Raw genomic sequence first — 16,703 nt, 5'->3', positions numbered from 1 at the left:
ATGTGATGACTGACCAGGCCCAGCCCCCCATTACGCCGCCAGCCAGCGAGCGGATCACCGAGCAGCTCGGCCGCTTGATTCCCTTGGTGAATGGCCGCTCCACGGTGGCCCGGGTGGGCTCGTGCCATGGCCGTGATGGGTTGCCTTCCCTGCTCAGCTGGGATGACGACGGTCAGCTGAACGTGGACTGAGCCTTGCGCTCTCCGCAGCGGCAACCACCGGCTCGAGCCTTGCTGGTGCTTGCCGGTGGCGGCCACACCCATGCCTTGCTGTTGCGCCGCTGGATCATGCGGCCGCGGCTGAAGCCTGAAGCGGTGGCGGTGTTTCTGGTGAACCGCACCAGTACTGCGCTCTATTCGGGAATGGTGCCGGGGTTGGTCGCTGGCCTCTATCCGCGCGATGCCTGCGCGATTGATCTGCGGGATCTGTGCCGCCGTGCGGGCGTGACCTTTCTCCAGGCCGAGATCACCGGTGTGGATCCCGAGGGCCAGCTGCTGCAGTTGGCGGATCGCCCGCCGCTGCGCTTTGACGTCTTGAGCCTGAATGTGGGCTGCCAGACCCGCTGGCGTGATCCCAGCTCGAGCGCTCCGCAGCTGGTGAAGCCACTGGAGCCTTTTCTGGGCTGGTTGGAGCAGCGGCTGCAGCACCGCAACCATCAGCCACTGCGGATCCGAGGCGGCGGGGCTGCGGCTGTGGAGTTGGCCATGGCGTTGCGGGCCCGCGGCTTGGCACCGGAACTTCTGGTGCGCGCTCGGCAGCTGCAGCTGGGATCGCCGGCGGCCAACGCCGCCGCAGCGCAACTGCTGCGCCGCGCCGACATTCCCATTCGCTGGGGCGTGGAGGATGGCATCCCCGCTGATCTGGCCTGCACCGGTAGTGAGGCTCCGCCTTGGCTGGCCGCCAGTGGATTGCCAGTGCAGGCGGCCACAGGCCGGGTGCTCACGGAGCCCAGCTTGCAGGTGCAGGGTCAGCCCCAGCTGTTCGCCTGCGGTGATTGCGCTGTGCTCGCCGTTGATCCCAGGCCTGCCGCGGGGGTGTGGGCCGTGCGAGCTGCGCCCTTGCTGGCGGAGAACCTGCGGCGTCAGCTGGGCCGGCCCCAGCGGCCGCTTCGCCCCTGGCGGCCCCAGCGCTGGGCGCTGCAGCTGCTCGGTGATGGCGGCTGCCTGGGCTTGGAGGCGCCCCGGGCCCTCGCTTTTTACGGCCCTTGGAGTGTTGGCCCGTCGCGCTGGTTGTGGCGTTGGAAAGATCGCATCGATCGGCAGTTCATGCAGGGCTTTCGTCCCGCCCGGGCCATGACGGCCTCAGCGGAGCCGATGGCCTGCCGCGGCTGCGCGGCCAAGCTGCCGGCTGCACCCCTGGAGGCGGCACTCACGCGCCTCGATCCGCAGGGCGTGGCGCCGCCGCCGCAGGATGCCGCCCGCCTGGATCTCAATGCGCACGGTGAGCTGCTGCTGCAAAGCGTGGATGGCTTTCCGGCTCTGCTCGATGACCCCTGGCTCAACGCCCGCCTCACCACCCTGCATGCCTGCAGCGATCTCTGGGCCTGCGGGGCCAGTGTGCACAGCCTGCAAGCGGTAGTCACCCTGCCCGAGGCTGCAGCGCCGCTTCAGGAAGAGTTGTTGTTTCACACCCTGGCGGGGGTGCGCTCGGTGCTGGATCCCCTGGAGGCCGTGTTGCTGGGGGGGCACACCCTGGAGGGGCGCGATGGAGCAGGCCTGGCCCTCACCCTGGCGGTGAATGGGGTGGTGCCGCCCGCGCGCCACTGGCCCAAGGGGCCCCTATGCAGCGGCCAGAGGCTGCTGCTCACCCGCCCGATCGGTAGTGGCGTGCTGTTTGCAGCGGCGATGGCCGGTGCCGCCAAGCCGGCCTGGATCGATGCCGCCCTCGCGGTGATGCAACAGAGCCAGGCGCCCTTGGTGGAGTTACTCGCGGCCCATGGCTGCCAGGCCTGCACGGATGTCACGGGTTTCGGGTTGTTGGGACATCTGGGCGAGATGCTTGCAGCGCATCAGCGGGTGGAGCTGGATCCAGCTGCGATCCCAGCGCTTCCTGGTGCCCTGGCCGTGCTTGAGCAGGGGCTGGCCAGCAGCCTTGCTCCCGCCAATGCCAGGGCACTGGCGTTGCTTGCGCCCACTGGCCCTGTGGCGGTGACGGCTACGCCCACGGCCGCCGAGCAGCAGCTCTGGATCGATCCGCAGACCTGCGGCCCACTGCTGGCAGCCTTGCCCGCTGACCGCGCAGCGGCAGCGCTGCAGGCGGTGTGGGCCGCCGGCTTCAGTCAGGCGGCCCTGATCGGCCGGGTGCTTTGAGGGGGGCGGGTGGCTCAGTCGCGCACCAGCCAGCCAGCGGTGAGGTCGTTGGGATCGCGTTGCAGGTAGAAGTAGCCCCGCGCACCGGCGCGCCCTTTCACCAGCAGGGCCCGGTAGGTGTAGGTGGTTCCCTTCGCATCCCGTTCGTTCAGGCTGCCCCAGCAGCTGCTGGCATCCAGGTTGAGCTTGCCGTTGTAAGTGGCGGTTTCACCTACACCGCCATAGCTGGAGAGGGCCAACCCCTGCACGCTGCCATCGCGCCACTGCTCGCGCTGCACCACGGCATTGGGGCTCCAGCCGCCGTTGCTCCAGCTCAGGCCCACCTGGCTGCTGAGCACCAGGCCATTGAGATCGGCGGCCTTGCAGCTGCCCGGCGCCATGGGCAGCCAGCGGCTGGTGATCACGCTGCCGCTGTTGCGGTTAAGGCTGTAGAGCGGGCGCCCTTTGCCGTCGAGCATCACCTCACTACGCTCGGTGCCCCAGGGCAGCCGGCGTTCCAGTTGCAGCACGCAGCTCTCTGTCATCCGGGCCGTACCGCTGTAGCTCGCCTGGCGCTCGCTGCGGCCCACGCGCTCGATCACGCTGCCCTGCAGCTGGCCGCCGGCCAGCCAGCGCTCCTCGAGCAGGTGGGCCGTGGGGGTGTTGGTGGCGTTAGCGGCCTGGCTGGGCTGCACGCCCATCCCCATCACGGCGTAGCGCCCCAGCATTGGCGCCGGGCAGTTGGGCTGCGCGGCCTGGGCCTGAGGAGCCTGCATACCGATAACAGTGCCCAGGCCCACCGCTGCCAGGGGGATCAGGGCGACGCGTCGTTGGTGCATGGACTGGAGAAGGCTTTCTTCAGATCTGCACCATGCCGCAACGCATGCCTTTGAGCACGGCCTGCACGCGGTTATTCACGTCGAGGGTTTTCAACAGGCGCTTGGTGTAGGTGCGGGCTGTTTCTTCACTCACCACCAGCTGCTCAGCAATCTCGCGGTCGGTGAGGCCGCTGGCCAGATGGTCGAGCACTTCGTATTCCCGTGGAGTGAGCCGCGGACAGCTCAAATAGGGCAACTGGCCGGAACGCAACGACGGGCTTCGATAGGAGTGATGGCCCATCACCGCCATGATCGCCGCCTCCAGAGGTTTCTGATCCTCGATCAAATCCGCTTCGGCGACCACCGCTTCGAGCCAACTGGCCTCGGCGAACTCCACCGGTATGGCATCACCGAGGGCAAGCACCACCACCTTGAGCTGCGGTTGGGCTAGCCGCGCCCGACGCGCCAGCTCAAAGCCGTTGCCGCTCTCAAGAAAATCCGTGCAGATCAGCAGTTCGTAGCTCTCCTGCTGCAGATAACGCAGGCAGCTCTCCTCATCGGTTACGGCGCAGCCAATGCGCGAGGGATCGCTGAAACTGTCGCAGAGGCAACGCAGGAAAAAACGCCCTTTCAGCGCCAGTGCCACCTTGCCCTGCACGGCCACTGAGAGCAGCACCTCGTCGAGGTTGCCGCTGCTCATGCTGTCGAGATAGGGCGTGAAGTCCATCGCTCAGACAGTGGCTTGAGCCATCATCGCTCCACGACGGTCATCGGTGGTTCACGCCGCAACCTTCTGCTCATGGCGTGTGAGCTGCGCGTAGAGATACTGCGGCGATTTGTAATGACGTGGCAGGCAGTGATGCAGCGTCTCAAGCCGCGCCCAGCACACAGTGCGTTGAATTTTGTTGAGCGTGCGTTTTTCGGCAATTAACATCTTCATTGCTTTGCAATAAAGCTGATAGTTAGCCTCAAGCTCGCCGATCGTGATGCTCGCTTCGCTTCTCATGGTTCAGTCGTCGTAGACGAGGCATTCGGGGGCTTCTGGATTGAGGTCGCAGTACACCTCGAGCGGTGAGGGGTCCTTCTGCTCGTCCGGGTGATGCTGTTTGTAGGTCTCGAGGTTCTTTAATTCCCCTTCCAGATGGTTGATGCGAGCGCTGTCGCCGTTTTGGCGGGCCTGATCAAGCTCAGCCTTGAGTTTGCTCAGGTGGGAGTCGATGTTCTCCAAGACTGCGGTGTGATCGGCCTCGTACAGCTACGTGCGGCCACCAGGCTGTCGATACCCCCATTTGGGGGCAACCCCCTCAGCGTTCGGCGTCGCCTGCCAAAGTGGACCAAGCCCAAGGGTTCGTGTGATCCGCCGTTTCCGGCTGCTGCCCCTATTGGCTGTGCTGTTGTTGGCGAGCTGTACGTCCAACGCACCTTCACCTCAGGAGCGCGAGCGTCTGGCTGAGCAGAAACGGCTTCTGCTCCTTTGCCAGCGCCATCAACAACAGTTGCCTGAGCTGCTCAGGCGTTTTGAAGCCGCTCAGCAAGGGTTGGCACAGGTGAGCGAGCAGTCGTATGTGCCCAGCTCTGCTCCCAAGCCACTGGATCCCGAGGAGCAGCGCCGCCTCACCATTTACGACCAGCAGAGCGAACAAGATCAGTACGAGCAGGAGGTGGATGCCTGGCGCCGCACGGAGGCCGAACGGCGCGAGCGTTGGGAGGCTGAGCAGGCCGCCAAGCAGCGCGATGCGGTTCAAGCCTTCAAGGCGGCAGCCCAGGCCCTGCGCCAGGTGCATCCAGAGCTGTTGCTTCCCGGAACCCCACTCCGTTTGAACAGCGCTGAAGTGGCTCGCTTCAGCAGTTGCCAGCCGGAGCGTTTTCGGTGATCACCGGGCCGTTGCGCGCCGATCAGGGCCTGGCTCTGACGTTGGTGTCTGTTTTGGTCGCACCGGCGCAGGCCCAACTTCCTCCACCGCTGCCTTCACTACCATCAACGGTGAGCCCCGAACTCCAGAGTTGTGTCACTCGCTTCGGCCATACCGGTTGTGCAGCCCGGCTGTATGCCCGCCTCCTGTGCAGCACCGTGGGGAAACGGGGCAGCACGGAGCTGATGGAGCAGCAGCTGGCCGAGCAATACGAGCAAGCTGGCATTGAATTCCGCGGCATCACAGCGGAGCAGGTGGAAACAGCAGCTGTTCGCTACTACGCCCCCATGCTCTGCCCCGCCAAAAGCCCAGAGATCCGCCAGCTTTTCAACCCGGCTTAATCCAAGGTTCGCCTTAGAGCATTCCCAGATGGAAGCGGAAGGCGTCGAGGCTGCCGCTCACCTCATTGGCCGCCAGCAGATGGCCGCCACGGTTGCCGCCAGCGACCCAGCTGAGCCCTTCTGGAGACAGCGACTCGGCTGAGCTGAAGGCGCCCACATAGCTGGGCTTGTTGGGTTTGGTGATCTCGAACACCGGGATGAAGGTGCCCAGCGCATCGGCGTCGCCCTGGTTGTAGGGGCGCTCCAGGCCAATGAAGGCAAAGCGGCGCCCCTGGATGGAGGCTGTCACGACCGATTCGGGTTCGATGCTCTTGTCGTCGCTGCGGTCATCGTCGTAGAAGCCCGCAGCGTTCGTGATCTGATCCAGCAGATTGCCGGAGTCGTACACCAAATTGCCCTTGGCGTCGTAGATGGTGAAGCTGCGGCCGCCGAAGCCCTTGAGCCCGGTGATCGGATCATTGGCGTCTTGCACCGTTTTAAGGCGGCCCTCATTGATCAGAGTTCCATCGCCAGTGCTCAGCTTGCCGGCGCGAACTTCGTCACTATAAAATTCATCATCACTGACCGGTCCATAGTTCAACGTGATGAAGAACTCATCGCCCTGGTCGGCATCGAAGTTGCCGCGGTTGCCGATGTCTGGGGCGGCGTAGACGTAAAGGTTGGCGCCAGTGAGTTCATCTTCGATTTCGGCTAGAACGCCATCGGCGAGATTGTCTCCGTAGGAATAAATCGTCCCGTCAGCCAGAGGGGCTTCGAAATTCACGTCATCAGGCCGAACACGGCCATCCCCTTCATTGGCGGTGATCAGGTAGGTCTTGCCCTTGTGCCGGAAGGTGTCGATGCCGTCGGCCATGCGCAGACCAACAACATTGCGCGGGCCTGGGGCATAGGTGCTGTCTTCGTCGGTGGTGTCAAGGTCTGTGCCGCTCCAGTCTTTGAGGCCTTGGCTGAAGATGTCCTTGATCTTGCGCCGCTTGATGTCAACGCGGGCGATGGCGTTGTTTTCCTGGAGAGTGATAAAAGCATCGCGGCCGTTCGGGCTGATGCTCACGTATTCCGGTTCGATGTCTTGCAGCGGGGTGGGGTTCTCCCCGCTGATGCGAACGCCCCGGCTGCGCAGCTCATCGGTGCTGTAGTTTCCGAACTCGAGGTTGCTCACCTTGGAGCGGCCCGGCTTGCGTGCATCGATGCGCACGACCGAGATGCTGCCCTCGGGATCGACCCCATCGTCTGTGCCGTAGAACTTGTTGGGCTCACCCTCGTTGGCGCTGATCAGCGTGTTGCCATCGGGCGTGAAGCTGATGGAATCGGGCAGGTTGCCCACCGCCACGCTTCCCTTGGGCGAGGCGCTTTTGCCATCGAGTTGATAGAAGTGAATGCGGCCGTCGTTGCGTTCATTCACGGCGAGGGCTACGGCGATCAGGCCGTTTTCATTGATCGCCACGCTCTGAGCATTGCCAGGAAGCTCCAGTTCGGCGATCGCCTTGGGATCGCTGAAGCCTTTGCGGTAGCTCACCAGCGACAGGCTCGAACCGCCTGTGCTCACAGCCGCAATGTTGCGCTGCTTGTCATAGGCCACGATCTCGGCGCCACCGAGCTGCAGGCTTGATTTGGGCTGTCGCAGGAAGGTCATCCCAGCAAATCCGCGTGAACGTCGCTGGATCCTCTGGGGAGTCGTCGCCGCGTTGGTTATGCATCGATCAATGCGTCGTTATGGCTCGATTAAATAGTGATTAGCGCTGCATGTTGATGTTGTTGCGTTGACACAGGTTCAGCCCGCCGGAGATCCGCACCGCTGCGCCTCGAGCGCAGCTGGATTCAGTGGTCTTGAATTGAGACCACAAGTTGGAGATCGGGGCCCCTGCGTCCTCCCCTCGTTCTGGTGCATGGCCTGCTGGACACGCCGGCTGTGTTTCGCCCGTTGCAGCAGTTGTTGGCTGGTCGGCGGCCCGATCTGCTGCTTCCGGCCCTGCCCATGCGCTTCGGGCTCACCCCGGTGCGCGAGGCAGCGCTACTGCTCCAGCAGCACATCGAAGCGTTGGCGCCGGGTTCAGCTCCTGTGGATGTGCTGGGCTTCTCGATGGGCGGGGTGATTGCTCGCACTTGGATTCAGCAGCTGGGTGGCCAGAGGCGGACCCGCCGTTTCATCAGCCTTGGCAGCCCGCAGCAGGGCACCTGGACAGCCCAGCCCTGGCCAGGCCGGTTGTTTCCAGGTTTGGCAGATCTCAAATGCGGCAGTGCGCTACTGCAGGAGCTCAACGCAGACCTGGAGAGATTGCGCGGCGTGGAGTGCCACAGCTTTTATTCGGCCCTTGATTTGGCCGTGCTGCCGGGCTGGCGTGCCGTCCTGCCCGTGGGTTCAGCTCGCGCCCTGCCGGTGGCCACCCATCCACAGTTGCTGCGGGATCCAGCGGCTTTGCAGCCTTTGGTCGAGGAATTGCTGCGGAGCTGAATCAGGCCTGATTCAGCTTGATCACTGGGCATAACTTGCGTCCACGGGTTGGAGCTCACCGCAGTGGATTGGCTGGGTGTCTCTGTGGTGGTGCGCTGGTTGCTGGGCTGGTGGTTGTCACGGCATCTGTTGCCGTTGCCTGCACTGTGCCTGGAGCACGCACCGTCTGTGTCGGTGTTGATCCCCGCCCGCAATGAAGAAGCCACCCTGCATCACCTGTTGCAGGGTTTGGCTGCGCAAACCCTGCAACCGCTGGAAGTAATCGTGATCGACGATCACTCCAGTGATGGCACCGCAGCCATTGCCCAAGCCTCCGCAAACGGGTTGCCTTTGCGGCTGGTTCAGCCCCCTCCCCTCCCTCCCGGCTGGTGCGGCAAAACCTGGGCTTTGCATCACGGCGTGCAGTGCAGTGGGGGGGAGGTGCTCGTGTTCCTCGATGCCGATACCGAGCCGGCGGCTGGCTTGTTGGAAAGCCTGGTGGCCCAGCAGCAGCGGCTGGGGGGGTTGGTGTCCGTGCAGCCGTTTCATCGCACCGAGCGCCTCTACGAACAGCTTTCGATGTTGTTCAACCTGGTGGGGTTGATGGCTGTGCCACTTGGGCCTCGCTGCGGCGTTGCCTTTGGCCCAGCCATGGCCACCAGTCGCGCCCACTACCTGCGCAGCGGCGGTCATCAGGCGGTGGCCAGCAGGGTGGTGGAAGACTGGTTCTTGGCCCATTGTTATGAGCAGGAAGGCCTGCCGGTGAGTGCGTTCATCGGCGATGGCCAGATCGCTTACCGCATGTATCCCGGCGGGTTGGGGGATTTGGTGGTGGGGTTCGATAAAAACTTCGCCACGGCGGCTGGAGAAGTGCGCTGGCCCTGGATGCTGGCCGTGGTGTTGTGGCTGTCGGGTCTGTTCTGGGCGGCCTGGTGTCTGCCGGCGTCGCTCCTGGGCTGGCCGCTGGTCGGCGATCCCAATCCCCTGGGCCATGGGGTGATCTACGGGGCCTATGCCGTGCAGTTGCTCGTGATCACCCAGCGGGTGGGACGTTTTCGCTGGAGCCCGCTGGTGTTTCCGATTCCGGTGTTGTTTTTCCTGGGGGTGTTCCTGCTGGCGATCGTGAATCTTGAGCGCGGTTCGGTTCAGTGGAAGGGACGCACCGTGAGCACCCGCTGATGGCGGTGGTCGGCGCTGCATCCCTGCTGCCGCTGCTCAGTTCTGCCGGCCTTTGGCTAGGCGGATCGCTGCTGGTGGGAGCGCTCGCCAATCAGCTACCGCTGGCCTGGTTAAGCCCCGCATGTGGAGCGGGTTCAGCGGCCGCGTTGGCCCCACGGTTGGCTGCGTATCAGCGCTACCTACAGATTCGCCGCTGGAAGCGCTGGATCCCCGACGCTGGCAATGCCCTGCCCGGTGGCATCACCAAGGCCAGCCTGGCGCGGCGCGATCACCAGGCCCTGCTGCGCTTGGTGGCTGAAACCCGCAGGGCCGAATTGGTGCACTGGGCTCTTTGGCCCCTGTGGCTGCTCACTGTTCTCTGGCTGCCGGCTCCGGGGGTGGTGTTGAACCTGCTCTTCGCCACGGTGTTCAATCTGCCCTGTCTGCTGTTGCAGCGTTACAACCGCCTGCGTTTGCAGCAGTTGCTGGTCTGTCGAGCGACTGCCCTCAGCGCTCTAGCCAGCCGCCCTCCAAGCTGAGCTCGCCGGCGAGGGCCGTGTGCTCACTGTGCTCGGCTACCACCAGGCGATGCATGCCGCTCTCCAGCACCCAGCCGTCTTGAGCTGGATCAAACACCGCAAGCCGGCGTAGGGGGATCACCAGCTCCAGGCGGCGCTGCTCTCCACGCGCGAGCTCCAGGCGTTGGAAGGCCACCAGTGTGCGCGGTGGGCGCTCCAGCTGCAGCCCAGGCGCTTCGAGATACACCTGCACCACCGCAGCGGCACGCATCGCGCCTTGGTTGTGCAGCTTCAGCGCCACCTGCACGGCCGATTGGTTCTGCTTCAGGCTCAGTTCAGACCAGGCAAAGCGGCAGTAGGAGAGCCCGAAGCCAAAGGGGTATGCGGCGCTGTGCTGGTCGCGCTGCAACCGCCGGTAGCCATGCCAGAGGTCGTAGGGCACCTGCAGGGCTCGCGGTTCGAGGTTCGGCAGATGCGCCGGATCAGCAGGCATGGCAAAGGGCAAGTGCCCCGAGGGGGACAGATGCCCAAGCAATACATCTGCCAGGGCATGGCCGCCTTCCTGGCCGGGGTACCAGAGCAGAAGCAGCCCAGCCACGTGCTGATCCCAGGGCTGGGTGAGGATCGCTCCGCCGCCCATCAGCGCCACAACGGTGTTGGGATTAGCGGCGGCGACGGCCTCGATCAAAGCAATCTGATCGGGGGGCAGATGCAGATCAGTGCGATCCCCGCTGGCGAAGTTCCCCCCCGGCGGCGGCGAGGCGTGGCTGGTGATCCAGGCCATGGCGCGGCCCACCGCCGGCCACCAGGGTTGGAGGCGCTTGCGGCCCAAGAGTCTCACCAGCCACTGCGGCGGCGGCACCAGCGCCAGGATCGGTGCGATGTCACCGGGGTGGATGTGCTCGCCCTCCAAGCGCCAATCGAGGCCGGCCACCACCAGAGCCGCATCGCATTGCGCAGCGGTGGTAGCGGCGCTGGTGGGGTTGTCACTGGTGTTGCTGAGCAGGCGCAGATCCGGTGCCGCCTGCCGCAGCCCCTCTAGGGGGGTGATCACCTGCCCTGGCTGCGGCCGGGTATCGGAGGAGCCGTGATCACCGAGATTCGCCGTTTGGGCCAGTGGCCCGATCACCGCTAAGGAGCGCAGGTCTCGCCAGGGCAGCTCCTCGGCCTGGTTGCGCAGCAGCACGATGGATTCGGTCGCCGCCTGGCGCGCCAGGCGGCGATGGGCTGGGCTGTTGCGCACGGTGCTCGGCGCATCCCCTGGCGGCATCGTGAGCTGCAACTGCAGCTGGCGGCGCACGGCGTCGTTCAGGCGTTGCGGCGCCACGCGGCCATCGGCAAGAGCTTGCTCCAGGCAGCTCTCCCACACCATGCGAAAGGGCATCTCCAGATCCTGGCCGGCTTGCAGGGCCTTCACGCCATCGCGGATCCCGAAGATGAAATCGCTCACTACCAACCCCTCAAACCCCCAGCGCTGCTTGAGGATCTGATCCAGTAGCTCGTGGTGTTGGCCGCACCATTCACCATTCACGCGGTTGTAGGCGCTCATCACCGATCCGGCACCGGCGTCCACGCACGCCTTGAACTGCGGCAGGTAAAGCTCATGCAGGGCCCGGCGGTTGATCTCCACATCCACCACAAAGCGCGAGCTGTCGATCGAGTTGAGGGCCAGGTGTTTCACGCAAGCCACGCAGTGGCGCTGCAGGCCGCGCGTGATCGCTGCCCCCATGGAGCCCACATGCACGGGGTCTTCTCCATAGGTTTCTTGGGCGCGGCCCCAACCGGGAAAGCGCAGCAGATTCACGCACACCGCCGCCACCCAGTTGGCACCGAAGCTGCGTGCTTCGCGGCCAATCGCCTCGCCAATCTGCTGCTCCAGCGCTGGATCCCAACTGGCACCGCGAGCGATCGCCACCGGAAACGTGGTGGCGCCGCCGTGGAGCACCACGCCGCGTGGGCCATCCACAAACCACAGCCCCTTCAAGCCAAGCCTCGGCAGCACACCAGCCGGCCAGGGGTGGTGATGGGGTGTATCACGCAGGGCAATCGCAGCCATGCCTGGCCAAAACGGTGTCGATCCGCTGATCAGGCCAAGCTTCTCGTGAACCGTGAGCCGCTCGATCAGAGCATCGACGTGTGCCTGGATGTTGCAGGTGATGCTGTTCACGTGCAGACCCTATGGCGATACATCTGGCCCGCAAGATTTGTTACCAGATTGCTGTATCACTGCGGCAGTGGATTCTGAATGCGCTCGACACGCTCAGAAGCCCTCTGAGGAATGATTCAGCGCCAGCAGCCAGCCTTCGAGATGGCCTCTAGAGTGGTGGATGGAGTGTTGACAGGTTGCATTGACCAGCTGTGAAACCTGTCGGCATTTTCATCCGCCCATCGGCCCGCAAGGAGTGTGTCAGATCTGGCATAAGCCGATGACAGCGGCTGAAGCCGCTGCCACCACATGCTCTCTCTGGGAGAAACGATCGCAACAACAACAGGGCCATGGTCGAAAACCCAGCGGCTGGCGCTGATGTCTCACGGTGATGGTGATGATGGCTGTGGGTGAAGCGCTTGCTCTAACAGGAAGGCGGCCAGGTTGCTGAGGGATCGCCCTTCCTCAGCGCTTCGCTGCTCTAGGGCGCTGAAGACCGTGAATGGAATGGTGATGGTTAGCCGCTTGGGAGAACGGCTGCGATAAGCCTGACGGCTGTCTGGTGCCTCGTTCGCATATGCCACGGAGCCCTCCACTGGTGAACAACTTCAGTATGTCTTCATTTTCTCGGTGCGGCCATGCTTTGTACGTCACGTTCTGTGATGCTTCAAGTTGATATGTCTCGCTTTGGCCTGAGCCTGTCGGCATTTCTTGCAGGCTGGTCAACGGTGGGATCTGTAGTGCTTCAGCGTTAAAAGTTTTGCAGGCCCTTGTCGAGGAGCTCGAGGATCAGCTCCTCTTCCGATCGACCCGTTTGCTCGGCTTGTCTGGCCAGCCACGCGGCGAGCTCTGATGAAATCTCCAGCTCGAGTTTTTGTGGCCCCCTGGCTGGATCAGGCGGCCATGGTGCCGTGTTATCCATTCGAACTCTGTCCTCGATCGGTTGGCTCAGGGGTGGCCTCGCTGATGCTTAATCCGTAGCCCCCTGCGCTGGTGAGATAGATCTTGATGGCGTCATCGATCAGTTCGCTTAATCGCCGACTGTCGCGAAGTGAAAGCAGTTTTAAAGCACGATGATCTTTCTCGTTCAAGGCGATTGTGATGCGCGGCATCGCACTGGCAAAGGAGGAATGCATGCCCTTTGTGTTCGAATCCTACGCAATCTTCCATGCATTGATTCACGGTAGTGCTGCTGCATTTCAGTGCGCATGCACGGCTGGCAGTCTGGTGCTGGACGCGAAGGCGAGGATCACCAGGAGACACGACATCCACAGGCAGGCCTGCATTCCCCCCATCAGGAACAGGGCGCCTGAGAGCAGGGTGCCCAGAAGCCGACCAGCGGCATTGGCCATGTAATAGAAGCCCACGTTGAGGCTCACCGATTCGGTATCGGTGTAGGCCAGCACCATGTAGCTGTGGATCGAGGAATTCATGGCAAACACCACGCCGAAGGCTGCCAAGCCCACCACGATCGCGATCCCCGGATGGGCCACCTCACGCCAGAGAGCGATGGCGATCAGTGCCGGAATGGCGGTGAGCACACCGCTCCAGAACTCCACCGCAGACACTCCAGGCGGCTTGGTTTGACCCCAGCTGCGCCTCAGCGCTGGCGCTGAGGCCTGCACGATCCCGTAGCCGATCACCCACAGACCCATAAAGCCCCCCACCTCCCAGAAGCGCCAGCCCAGGGCGGCCTGTAGGAACACCGGTAGGGCCACCACAAACCACACATCGCGGGCGCCGAACAGAAAGAAGCGCGCCAGCGACAGCACGTTGATTCCGCGGGACTTGGACAGGAGCGCTGTGAACGTGGGCTTCTGCTTCATCCGGCCGATGTCGGCAGGCAGCACCAGGGTGAGTAGGAATGCCATGAACAGGCCTGCGGCCATCGCAGCCACAGCAGCGTTAAAGCCGATTGTGGTGAGCAGAAGGCCACCCAGAAAAAAGCCCACCCCTTTGAGGGCGTTCTTGGATCCCGTGAGGATGGCCACCCACTTGAACAGTTGTGCATCCCCGCGGCTTTGGTCATCTGGGGTTTCCGGCACCACGGTTTTGATGGCGCTTTTGGCGCTCATCTTGTTGAGGTCTTTGGCAATGCCGCTGATCGCCTGCGCCACCATCACGTAGGCCACGCTCCACCATTTCGGCCAGGTGTCGGCCACCGGGATGAGCATCAGCAGGGCCGCCACCTGCATCAAGGTGCCGCTCCAGAGGGTGAGCCTCAGGCCAAAGCGAGCTCCGAGCCAGCCGCCATAGAGATTGGTGAGGATGCCGAAGAACTCGTAGAAGAGGAAGAGAAACGCAATCTCAAGCGTGGAATACCCCAGGGCGTGAAAGTGGAACACCACCAACATGCGTAGGGCACCATCTGTGAGCGTGAAGGCCCAGTAATTGGCCGTCACGATGGCGTATTGCTGCAGCGACGACAGGAAGCGCATCAGCGGGCATCCAGCTGAGCGATATGGCAGGCAAGATCGGCCATGCGGGAGCTGTAGCCCCACTCGTTGTCGTACCAGGCGTAGACCTTGAGCTGCGTGCCATTCACCACCATCGTGGACAGGGCATCGACAACTGCACTGCGGTTGTCGTTCACATAATCCACCGACACCAGCGGCCGGGTTTCGTAGCCGAGGATCCCCCGCAGATCTCCGCCAGCAGCGGTTTCAAAGGCTGCATTCACCTCCTCTGCGCTCACCGTTTGCTCCAGTTCAAACACCGCATCGGTGAGGGAGGCATTGAGCAGCGGCACCCGCACCGCATGGCCGTTGAGCTTGCCCTGCAGTTCGGGGAAGATCATCCCGATCGCTTTGGCTGATCCCGTGGTGGTGGGGATCAGGCTCTGCATGCAGGAGCGCGCCCGGCGTAGATCGCTCTTGAAGCCATCTACCACCACCTGGGTGTTGGTGACATCGTGCAGGGTGGTGATGGAGCCGTGCCGGATGCCGAAGTTTTCATGCACCACCTTCACCACCGGTGCCAGGCAGTTGGTGGTGCACGAGGCGGCCGTGATCAGCCGGTGCTGATTGGGGTCGTAAAGGTGATGGTTCACGCCATAAACAATGTTGAGTGCTTCTGCGCCGGCGATGCTTCCTTTCACCGGGCAGGCCACAAGCACCCGGTTCACCCCCACCACATCGAAATAGGGCTGAAGTGTGTCCGGGGTTTTGATCTTGCCGCTGCACTCGAGCACGAGCTCCACCCCTGCTTTCTTCCAAGGCACCGCCGTTGGATCGCTTTCACAGCTTGTGCTGACTGGCCGGTTACCCACCAGGAAGCCATGCGTGTTGGCCTGCACCTGCTCGTGCCAGCGCCCATGCACGGAATCGAAGGCCAGAAGGTGTGCAGCGGTGGCTGCATCGCCACCGTTGTCGTTCACGTGCACCAGCTCAATGCCGGGCCTGCCCCACAGGGCCCGAAACACCAGGCGGCCGATGCGGCCAAAGCCATTGATGCCGATTTTCATGGCTGCTGGAATGAGGGCTGCGCGAGGCTTCAAGCTAAATCAACTATGGTTGATCAGTCATGTGTTCCAGCTCACGTGTCCGTCGCCCTCGCGCCGCTCACGGCAGACCATGCGCGCTTGATGTTGAAGGCATTGGCCGAGCCGATCCGGCTCCAATTGATCGAGGTGCTTGGCGGCGGAGAGCGTTGTGTGTGTGAGCTCACTTCCGAGCTGTCCATGGCGCAGTCGAAGTTGTCGTTTCACCTCAAGGTGCTGAAGGAGGCTGGCCTGCTCAACGCCCGCGAAGATGGCCGCTGGGTTTACTACAGCCTTGAGCCCAAAGCCCTGGAGGCCTTGCGGGCTTGGCTAGGAGGGTTGGCCTCCCGTTGCACGATCCCTGCTGCGCCCTGTTGTTGAATCCGCTGCATTAGCAACCTGCCGTTCGCGAGGGCTTTGCTGGCACGGAAGCGCGGCCGGATTTCGCCTCAGCATGGCCCCAGGGTGCGCCTCCTGGTAATCCTGCGCACCAAGTTGTGTGGTTCACAACCAACACTTCATGGTCTCTTAACCCATTGCTAACCGCCAGGCTCGAGCGGCTGCTTAGACGTTGGGAGCTCCTGTTCGGTTGCCTTCAATGTCCTTCGCGAAGAAGGTTCTCTCCATTGGTGTTCTTTCCACGCTGGGTGTTGCTGCTGCAGCCTCAGCACAAAGTGTGATCAATGGCGCCGGTGCATCCTTCCCGGCCCCCTTCTACCAGCGCGCTTTCGCCGGTGCCGCCTCCAAGGGCGTCAAAGTGAACTATCAGTCGGTGGGATCCGGCGCTGGCGTCCGTCAGTACGTGGCCGGCACTGTGGATTTCGGTGCCACTGATGAGCCGATCAAAGCGTCTGAAGCCGCCAAGGTGAGCCGTGGTGTGGTGCAGTTCCCTGCGGTGGGCGGCACCATCGCCATCGCTTACAACAAGTCTGATTGCAAAGGTCTCAAGCTGAGCCAGAAGCAGGCTGTTGATATCTTCCTGGGCAAGATCAAAACCTGGGATCAGCTCAAGTGCGGCAAAGGCCCCATCACCGTGGCGCATCGTTCTGACGGTTCTGGCACCACCTTCGCCTTCACCAACTCCCTGAGCGCGTTCTCCCCTGAGTGGAAGAGCAAGGTGGGCGAGGGCAAGAGTGTGAAGTGGCCTGTCGGTGTGGGCGGCAAGGGTAATGAGGGTGTCGCTGGTGTTCTCAACAACACCCCTGGTGCCATCGGCTACGTGAACCAGAGCTATGTGAAGGGCAAGCTGCAGGCCGCAGCTCTGCAAAACAAAGCCGGCAAGTACGTGCTTCCCACTGAGGCCAGCGGTGCTGCCGCGCTGAACAACATCAAGCTGAATGCCCAACTCGCGGGTGAGGATCCCAATCCCGCCGGTGCAGCCAGCTATCCCATCTCCACCCTCACCTGGATCCTGGCCTACCAGAAGGGCAACGGAGCCAAAGCCGGCAAGATCCGTGAAGCCATGCTTTACCTGCTTGGCCCCGCTCAAAGCCAAGCCAGTGGCCTGGGCTATGTGCCGCTGAAGGGAGACATCTTGAACCGTGCCAAGGCTGCGGTGGCCAAGATCGGTTCCTGATCACCGATCCATCTGAAACCTACCCGGGGGCTTGAT

At 63.1% G+C, this 16,703-nt stretch carries 19 protein-coding genes; 9 read left to right on the top strand and 10 right to left on the bottom strand.

Annotation, left to right across the window (positions count from 1 at the left end; translation table 11 throughout):
- The first annotated feature begins 5 nt into the window (after window positions 1-5).
- Window positions 6-191: a hypothetical protein gene (locus KJJ24_RS06005; protein ID WP_214342435.1), complete on the top strand. Its 186-nt coding sequence runs from the start codon at window positions 6-8 to the stop codon at window positions 189-191.
- 3 nt (window positions 192-194) lie between these two features.
- Window positions 195-2,309 (top strand): selenide, water dikinase SelD, encoded by a 2,115-nt coding sequence (gene selD / locus KJJ24_RS06000; RefSeq protein WP_250544954.1) that lies wholly within the window; start codon window positions 195-197, stop codon window positions 2,307-2,309.
- 14 nt (window positions 2,310-2,323) lie between these two features.
- On the opposite strand, the gene KJJ24_RS05995 is transcribed toward selD, so the two are convergent.
- From KJJ24_RS05995 to KJJ24_RS05980, 4 genes are read right to left on the bottom strand one after another with little or no spacing between them, the layout of a single operon-like run.
- Entirely contained in the window at window positions 2,324-3,127 is an 804-nt protein-coding gene (locus KJJ24_RS05995; protein ID WP_214342432.1) for a hypothetical protein, read from the bottom strand.
- Window positions 3,128-3,146: 19 nt separating this feature from the next.
- Window positions 3,147-3,833: a response regulator transcription factor gene (locus tag KJJ24_RS05990; RefSeq protein ID WP_214342429.1), complete on the bottom strand. Its 687-nt coding sequence runs from the start codon at window positions 3,831-3,833 to the stop codon at window positions 3,147-3,149.
- Between the two features lie 51 nt (window positions 3,834-3,884).
- Window positions 3,885-4,112 carry a DUF3136 domain-containing protein gene (locus KJJ24_RS05985; RefSeq protein ID WP_214342426.1) on the bottom strand — a complete coding sequence of 76 codons (228 nt, stop codon included), beginning with the start codon at window positions 4,110-4,112 and terminating at the stop codon, window positions 3,885-3,887.
- 3 nt (window positions 4,113-4,115) lie between these two features.
- Window positions 4,116-4,334, bottom strand: coding sequence for a CP12 domain-containing protein (locus KJJ24_RS05980; RefSeq protein WP_214342423.1), 219 nt, complete (start codon window positions 4,332-4,334; stop codon window positions 4,116-4,118).
- Window positions 4,335-4,458: 124 nt separating this feature from the next.
- On the opposite strand from KJJ24_RS05980, the gene KJJ24_RS05975 reads away from it, so the two are divergent.
- Together KJJ24_RS05975 and KJJ24_RS05970 are read left to right on the top strand one after the other, a co-directional pair.
- Entirely contained in the window at window positions 4,459-4,980 is a 522-nt protein-coding gene (locus tag KJJ24_RS05975) for a hypothetical protein (RefSeq protein ID WP_214342420.1), read from the top strand.
- Window positions 4,981-5,024: 44 nt separating this feature from the next.
- Entirely contained in the window at window positions 5,025-5,360 is a 336-nt protein-coding gene (locus KJJ24_RS05970; protein ID WP_250544953.1) for a hypothetical protein, read from the top strand.
- A gap of 13 nt (window positions 5,361-5,373) precedes the next feature.
- Here KJJ24_RS05970 and KJJ24_RS05965 read toward each other — a convergent pair whose 3' ends face one another.
- On the bottom strand, window positions 5,374-6,993 hold the full coding sequence (locus KJJ24_RS05965; protein WP_214342416.1) for a hypothetical protein: 1,620 nt from the start codon (window positions 6,991-6,993) through the stop codon (window positions 5,374-5,376).
- A gap of 246 nt (window positions 6,994-7,239) precedes the next feature.
- Here KJJ24_RS05965 and KJJ24_RS05960 point away from each other — a divergent pair, with 246 nt between their 5' ends.
- Genes KJJ24_RS05960 through KJJ24_RS05950 form a run of 3 tightly spaced genes read left to right on the top strand, consistent with a single transcriptional unit; the run spans window position 7,240 to window position 9,488 of the window.
- Window positions 7,240-7,812, top strand: a complete 573-nt coding sequence (locus tag KJJ24_RS05960) for an alpha/beta hydrolase (RefSeq protein WP_214343379.1) — start codon at window positions 7,240-7,242, stop codon at window positions 7,810-7,812.
- Window positions 7,813-7,860: 48 nt separating this feature from the next.
- Window positions 7,861-8,970 (top strand): glycosyltransferase family 2 protein, encoded by a 1,110-nt coding sequence (locus KJJ24_RS05955; RefSeq protein ID WP_250544952.1) that lies wholly within the window; start codon window positions 7,861-7,863, stop codon window positions 8,968-8,970.
- On the top strand, window positions 8,970-9,488 hold the full coding sequence (locus KJJ24_RS05950; protein WP_214342414.1) for a hypothetical protein: 519 nt from the start codon (window positions 8,970-8,972) through the stop codon (window positions 9,486-9,488). The genes KJJ24_RS05955 and KJJ24_RS05950 overlap by 1 nt, the downstream gene beginning before the upstream one ends.
- Here the strand turns inward: KJJ24_RS05950 and KJJ24_RS05945 are convergent.
- From KJJ24_RS05945 to KJJ24_RS05925, 5 genes are all read right to left on the bottom strand, one after another.
- Window positions 9,457-11,634 (bottom strand): beta-glucosidase, encoded by a 2,178-nt coding sequence (locus KJJ24_RS05945; protein WP_250544950.1) that lies wholly within the window; start codon window positions 11,632-11,634, stop codon window positions 9,457-9,459. The two genes, KJJ24_RS05950 and KJJ24_RS05945, sit on opposite strands and share 32 nt — an antisense overlap.
- A 362-nt stretch (window positions 11,635-11,996) precedes the next feature.
- Complete coding sequence (locus tag KJJ24_RS05940; RefSeq protein ID WP_250544949.1) at window positions 11,997-12,197, bottom strand: hypothetical protein; 201 nt, start codon at window positions 12,195-12,197, stop codon at window positions 11,997-11,999.
- Between the two features lie 330 nt (window positions 12,198-12,527).
- Window positions 12,528-12,749: a hypothetical protein gene (locus tag KJJ24_RS05935; protein WP_214342408.1), complete on the bottom strand. Its 222-nt coding sequence runs from the start codon at window positions 12,747-12,749 to the stop codon at window positions 12,528-12,530.
- A gap of 63 nt (window positions 12,750-12,812) precedes the next feature.
- Window positions 12,813-14,051: an organoarsenical effux MFS transporter ArsJ gene (gene arsJ, locus KJJ24_RS05930; protein WP_214342405.1), complete on the bottom strand. Its 1,239-nt coding sequence runs from the start codon at window positions 14,049-14,051 to the stop codon at window positions 12,813-12,815.
- The gene (locus KJJ24_RS05925) at window positions 14,051-15,076 is read right to left on the bottom strand and encodes an ArsJ-associated glyceraldehyde-3-phosphate dehydrogenase (protein ID WP_214342403.1); all 1,026 of its coding nucleotides are present in this window, start codon (window positions 15,074-15,076) and stop codon (window positions 14,051-14,053) included. The genes arsJ and KJJ24_RS05925 overlap by 1 nt, the downstream gene beginning before the upstream one ends.
- Before the next feature lie 45 nt (window positions 15,077-15,121).
- On the opposite strand from KJJ24_RS05925, the gene KJJ24_RS05920 reads away from it, so the two are divergent.
- Together KJJ24_RS05920 and pstS are read left to right on the top strand one after the other, a co-directional pair.
- Window positions 15,122-15,472 carry a helix-turn-helix transcriptional regulator gene (locus KJJ24_RS05920; RefSeq protein ID WP_214342394.1) on the top strand — a complete coding sequence of 117 codons (351 nt, stop codon included), beginning with the start codon at window positions 15,122-15,124 and terminating at the stop codon, window positions 15,470-15,472.
- Between the two features lie 217 nt (window positions 15,473-15,689).
- Window positions 15,690-16,667, top strand: coding sequence for a phosphate ABC transporter substrate-binding protein PstS (gene pstS, locus KJJ24_RS05915; protein WP_214342391.1), 978 nt, complete (start codon window positions 15,690-15,692; stop codon window positions 16,665-16,667).
- Window positions 16,668-16,703 lie beyond the last annotated feature (36 nt).

Origin of the sequence: Synechococcus sp. LA31, assembly GCF_018502385.1 — a bacterium.
In the GTDB taxonomy this organism is placed as follows: domain Bacteria; phylum Cyanobacteriota; class Cyanobacteriia; order PCC-6307; family Cyanobiaceae; genus Vulcanococcus.
This window is presented reverse-complemented; position numbering and strand designations above follow the sequence as displayed.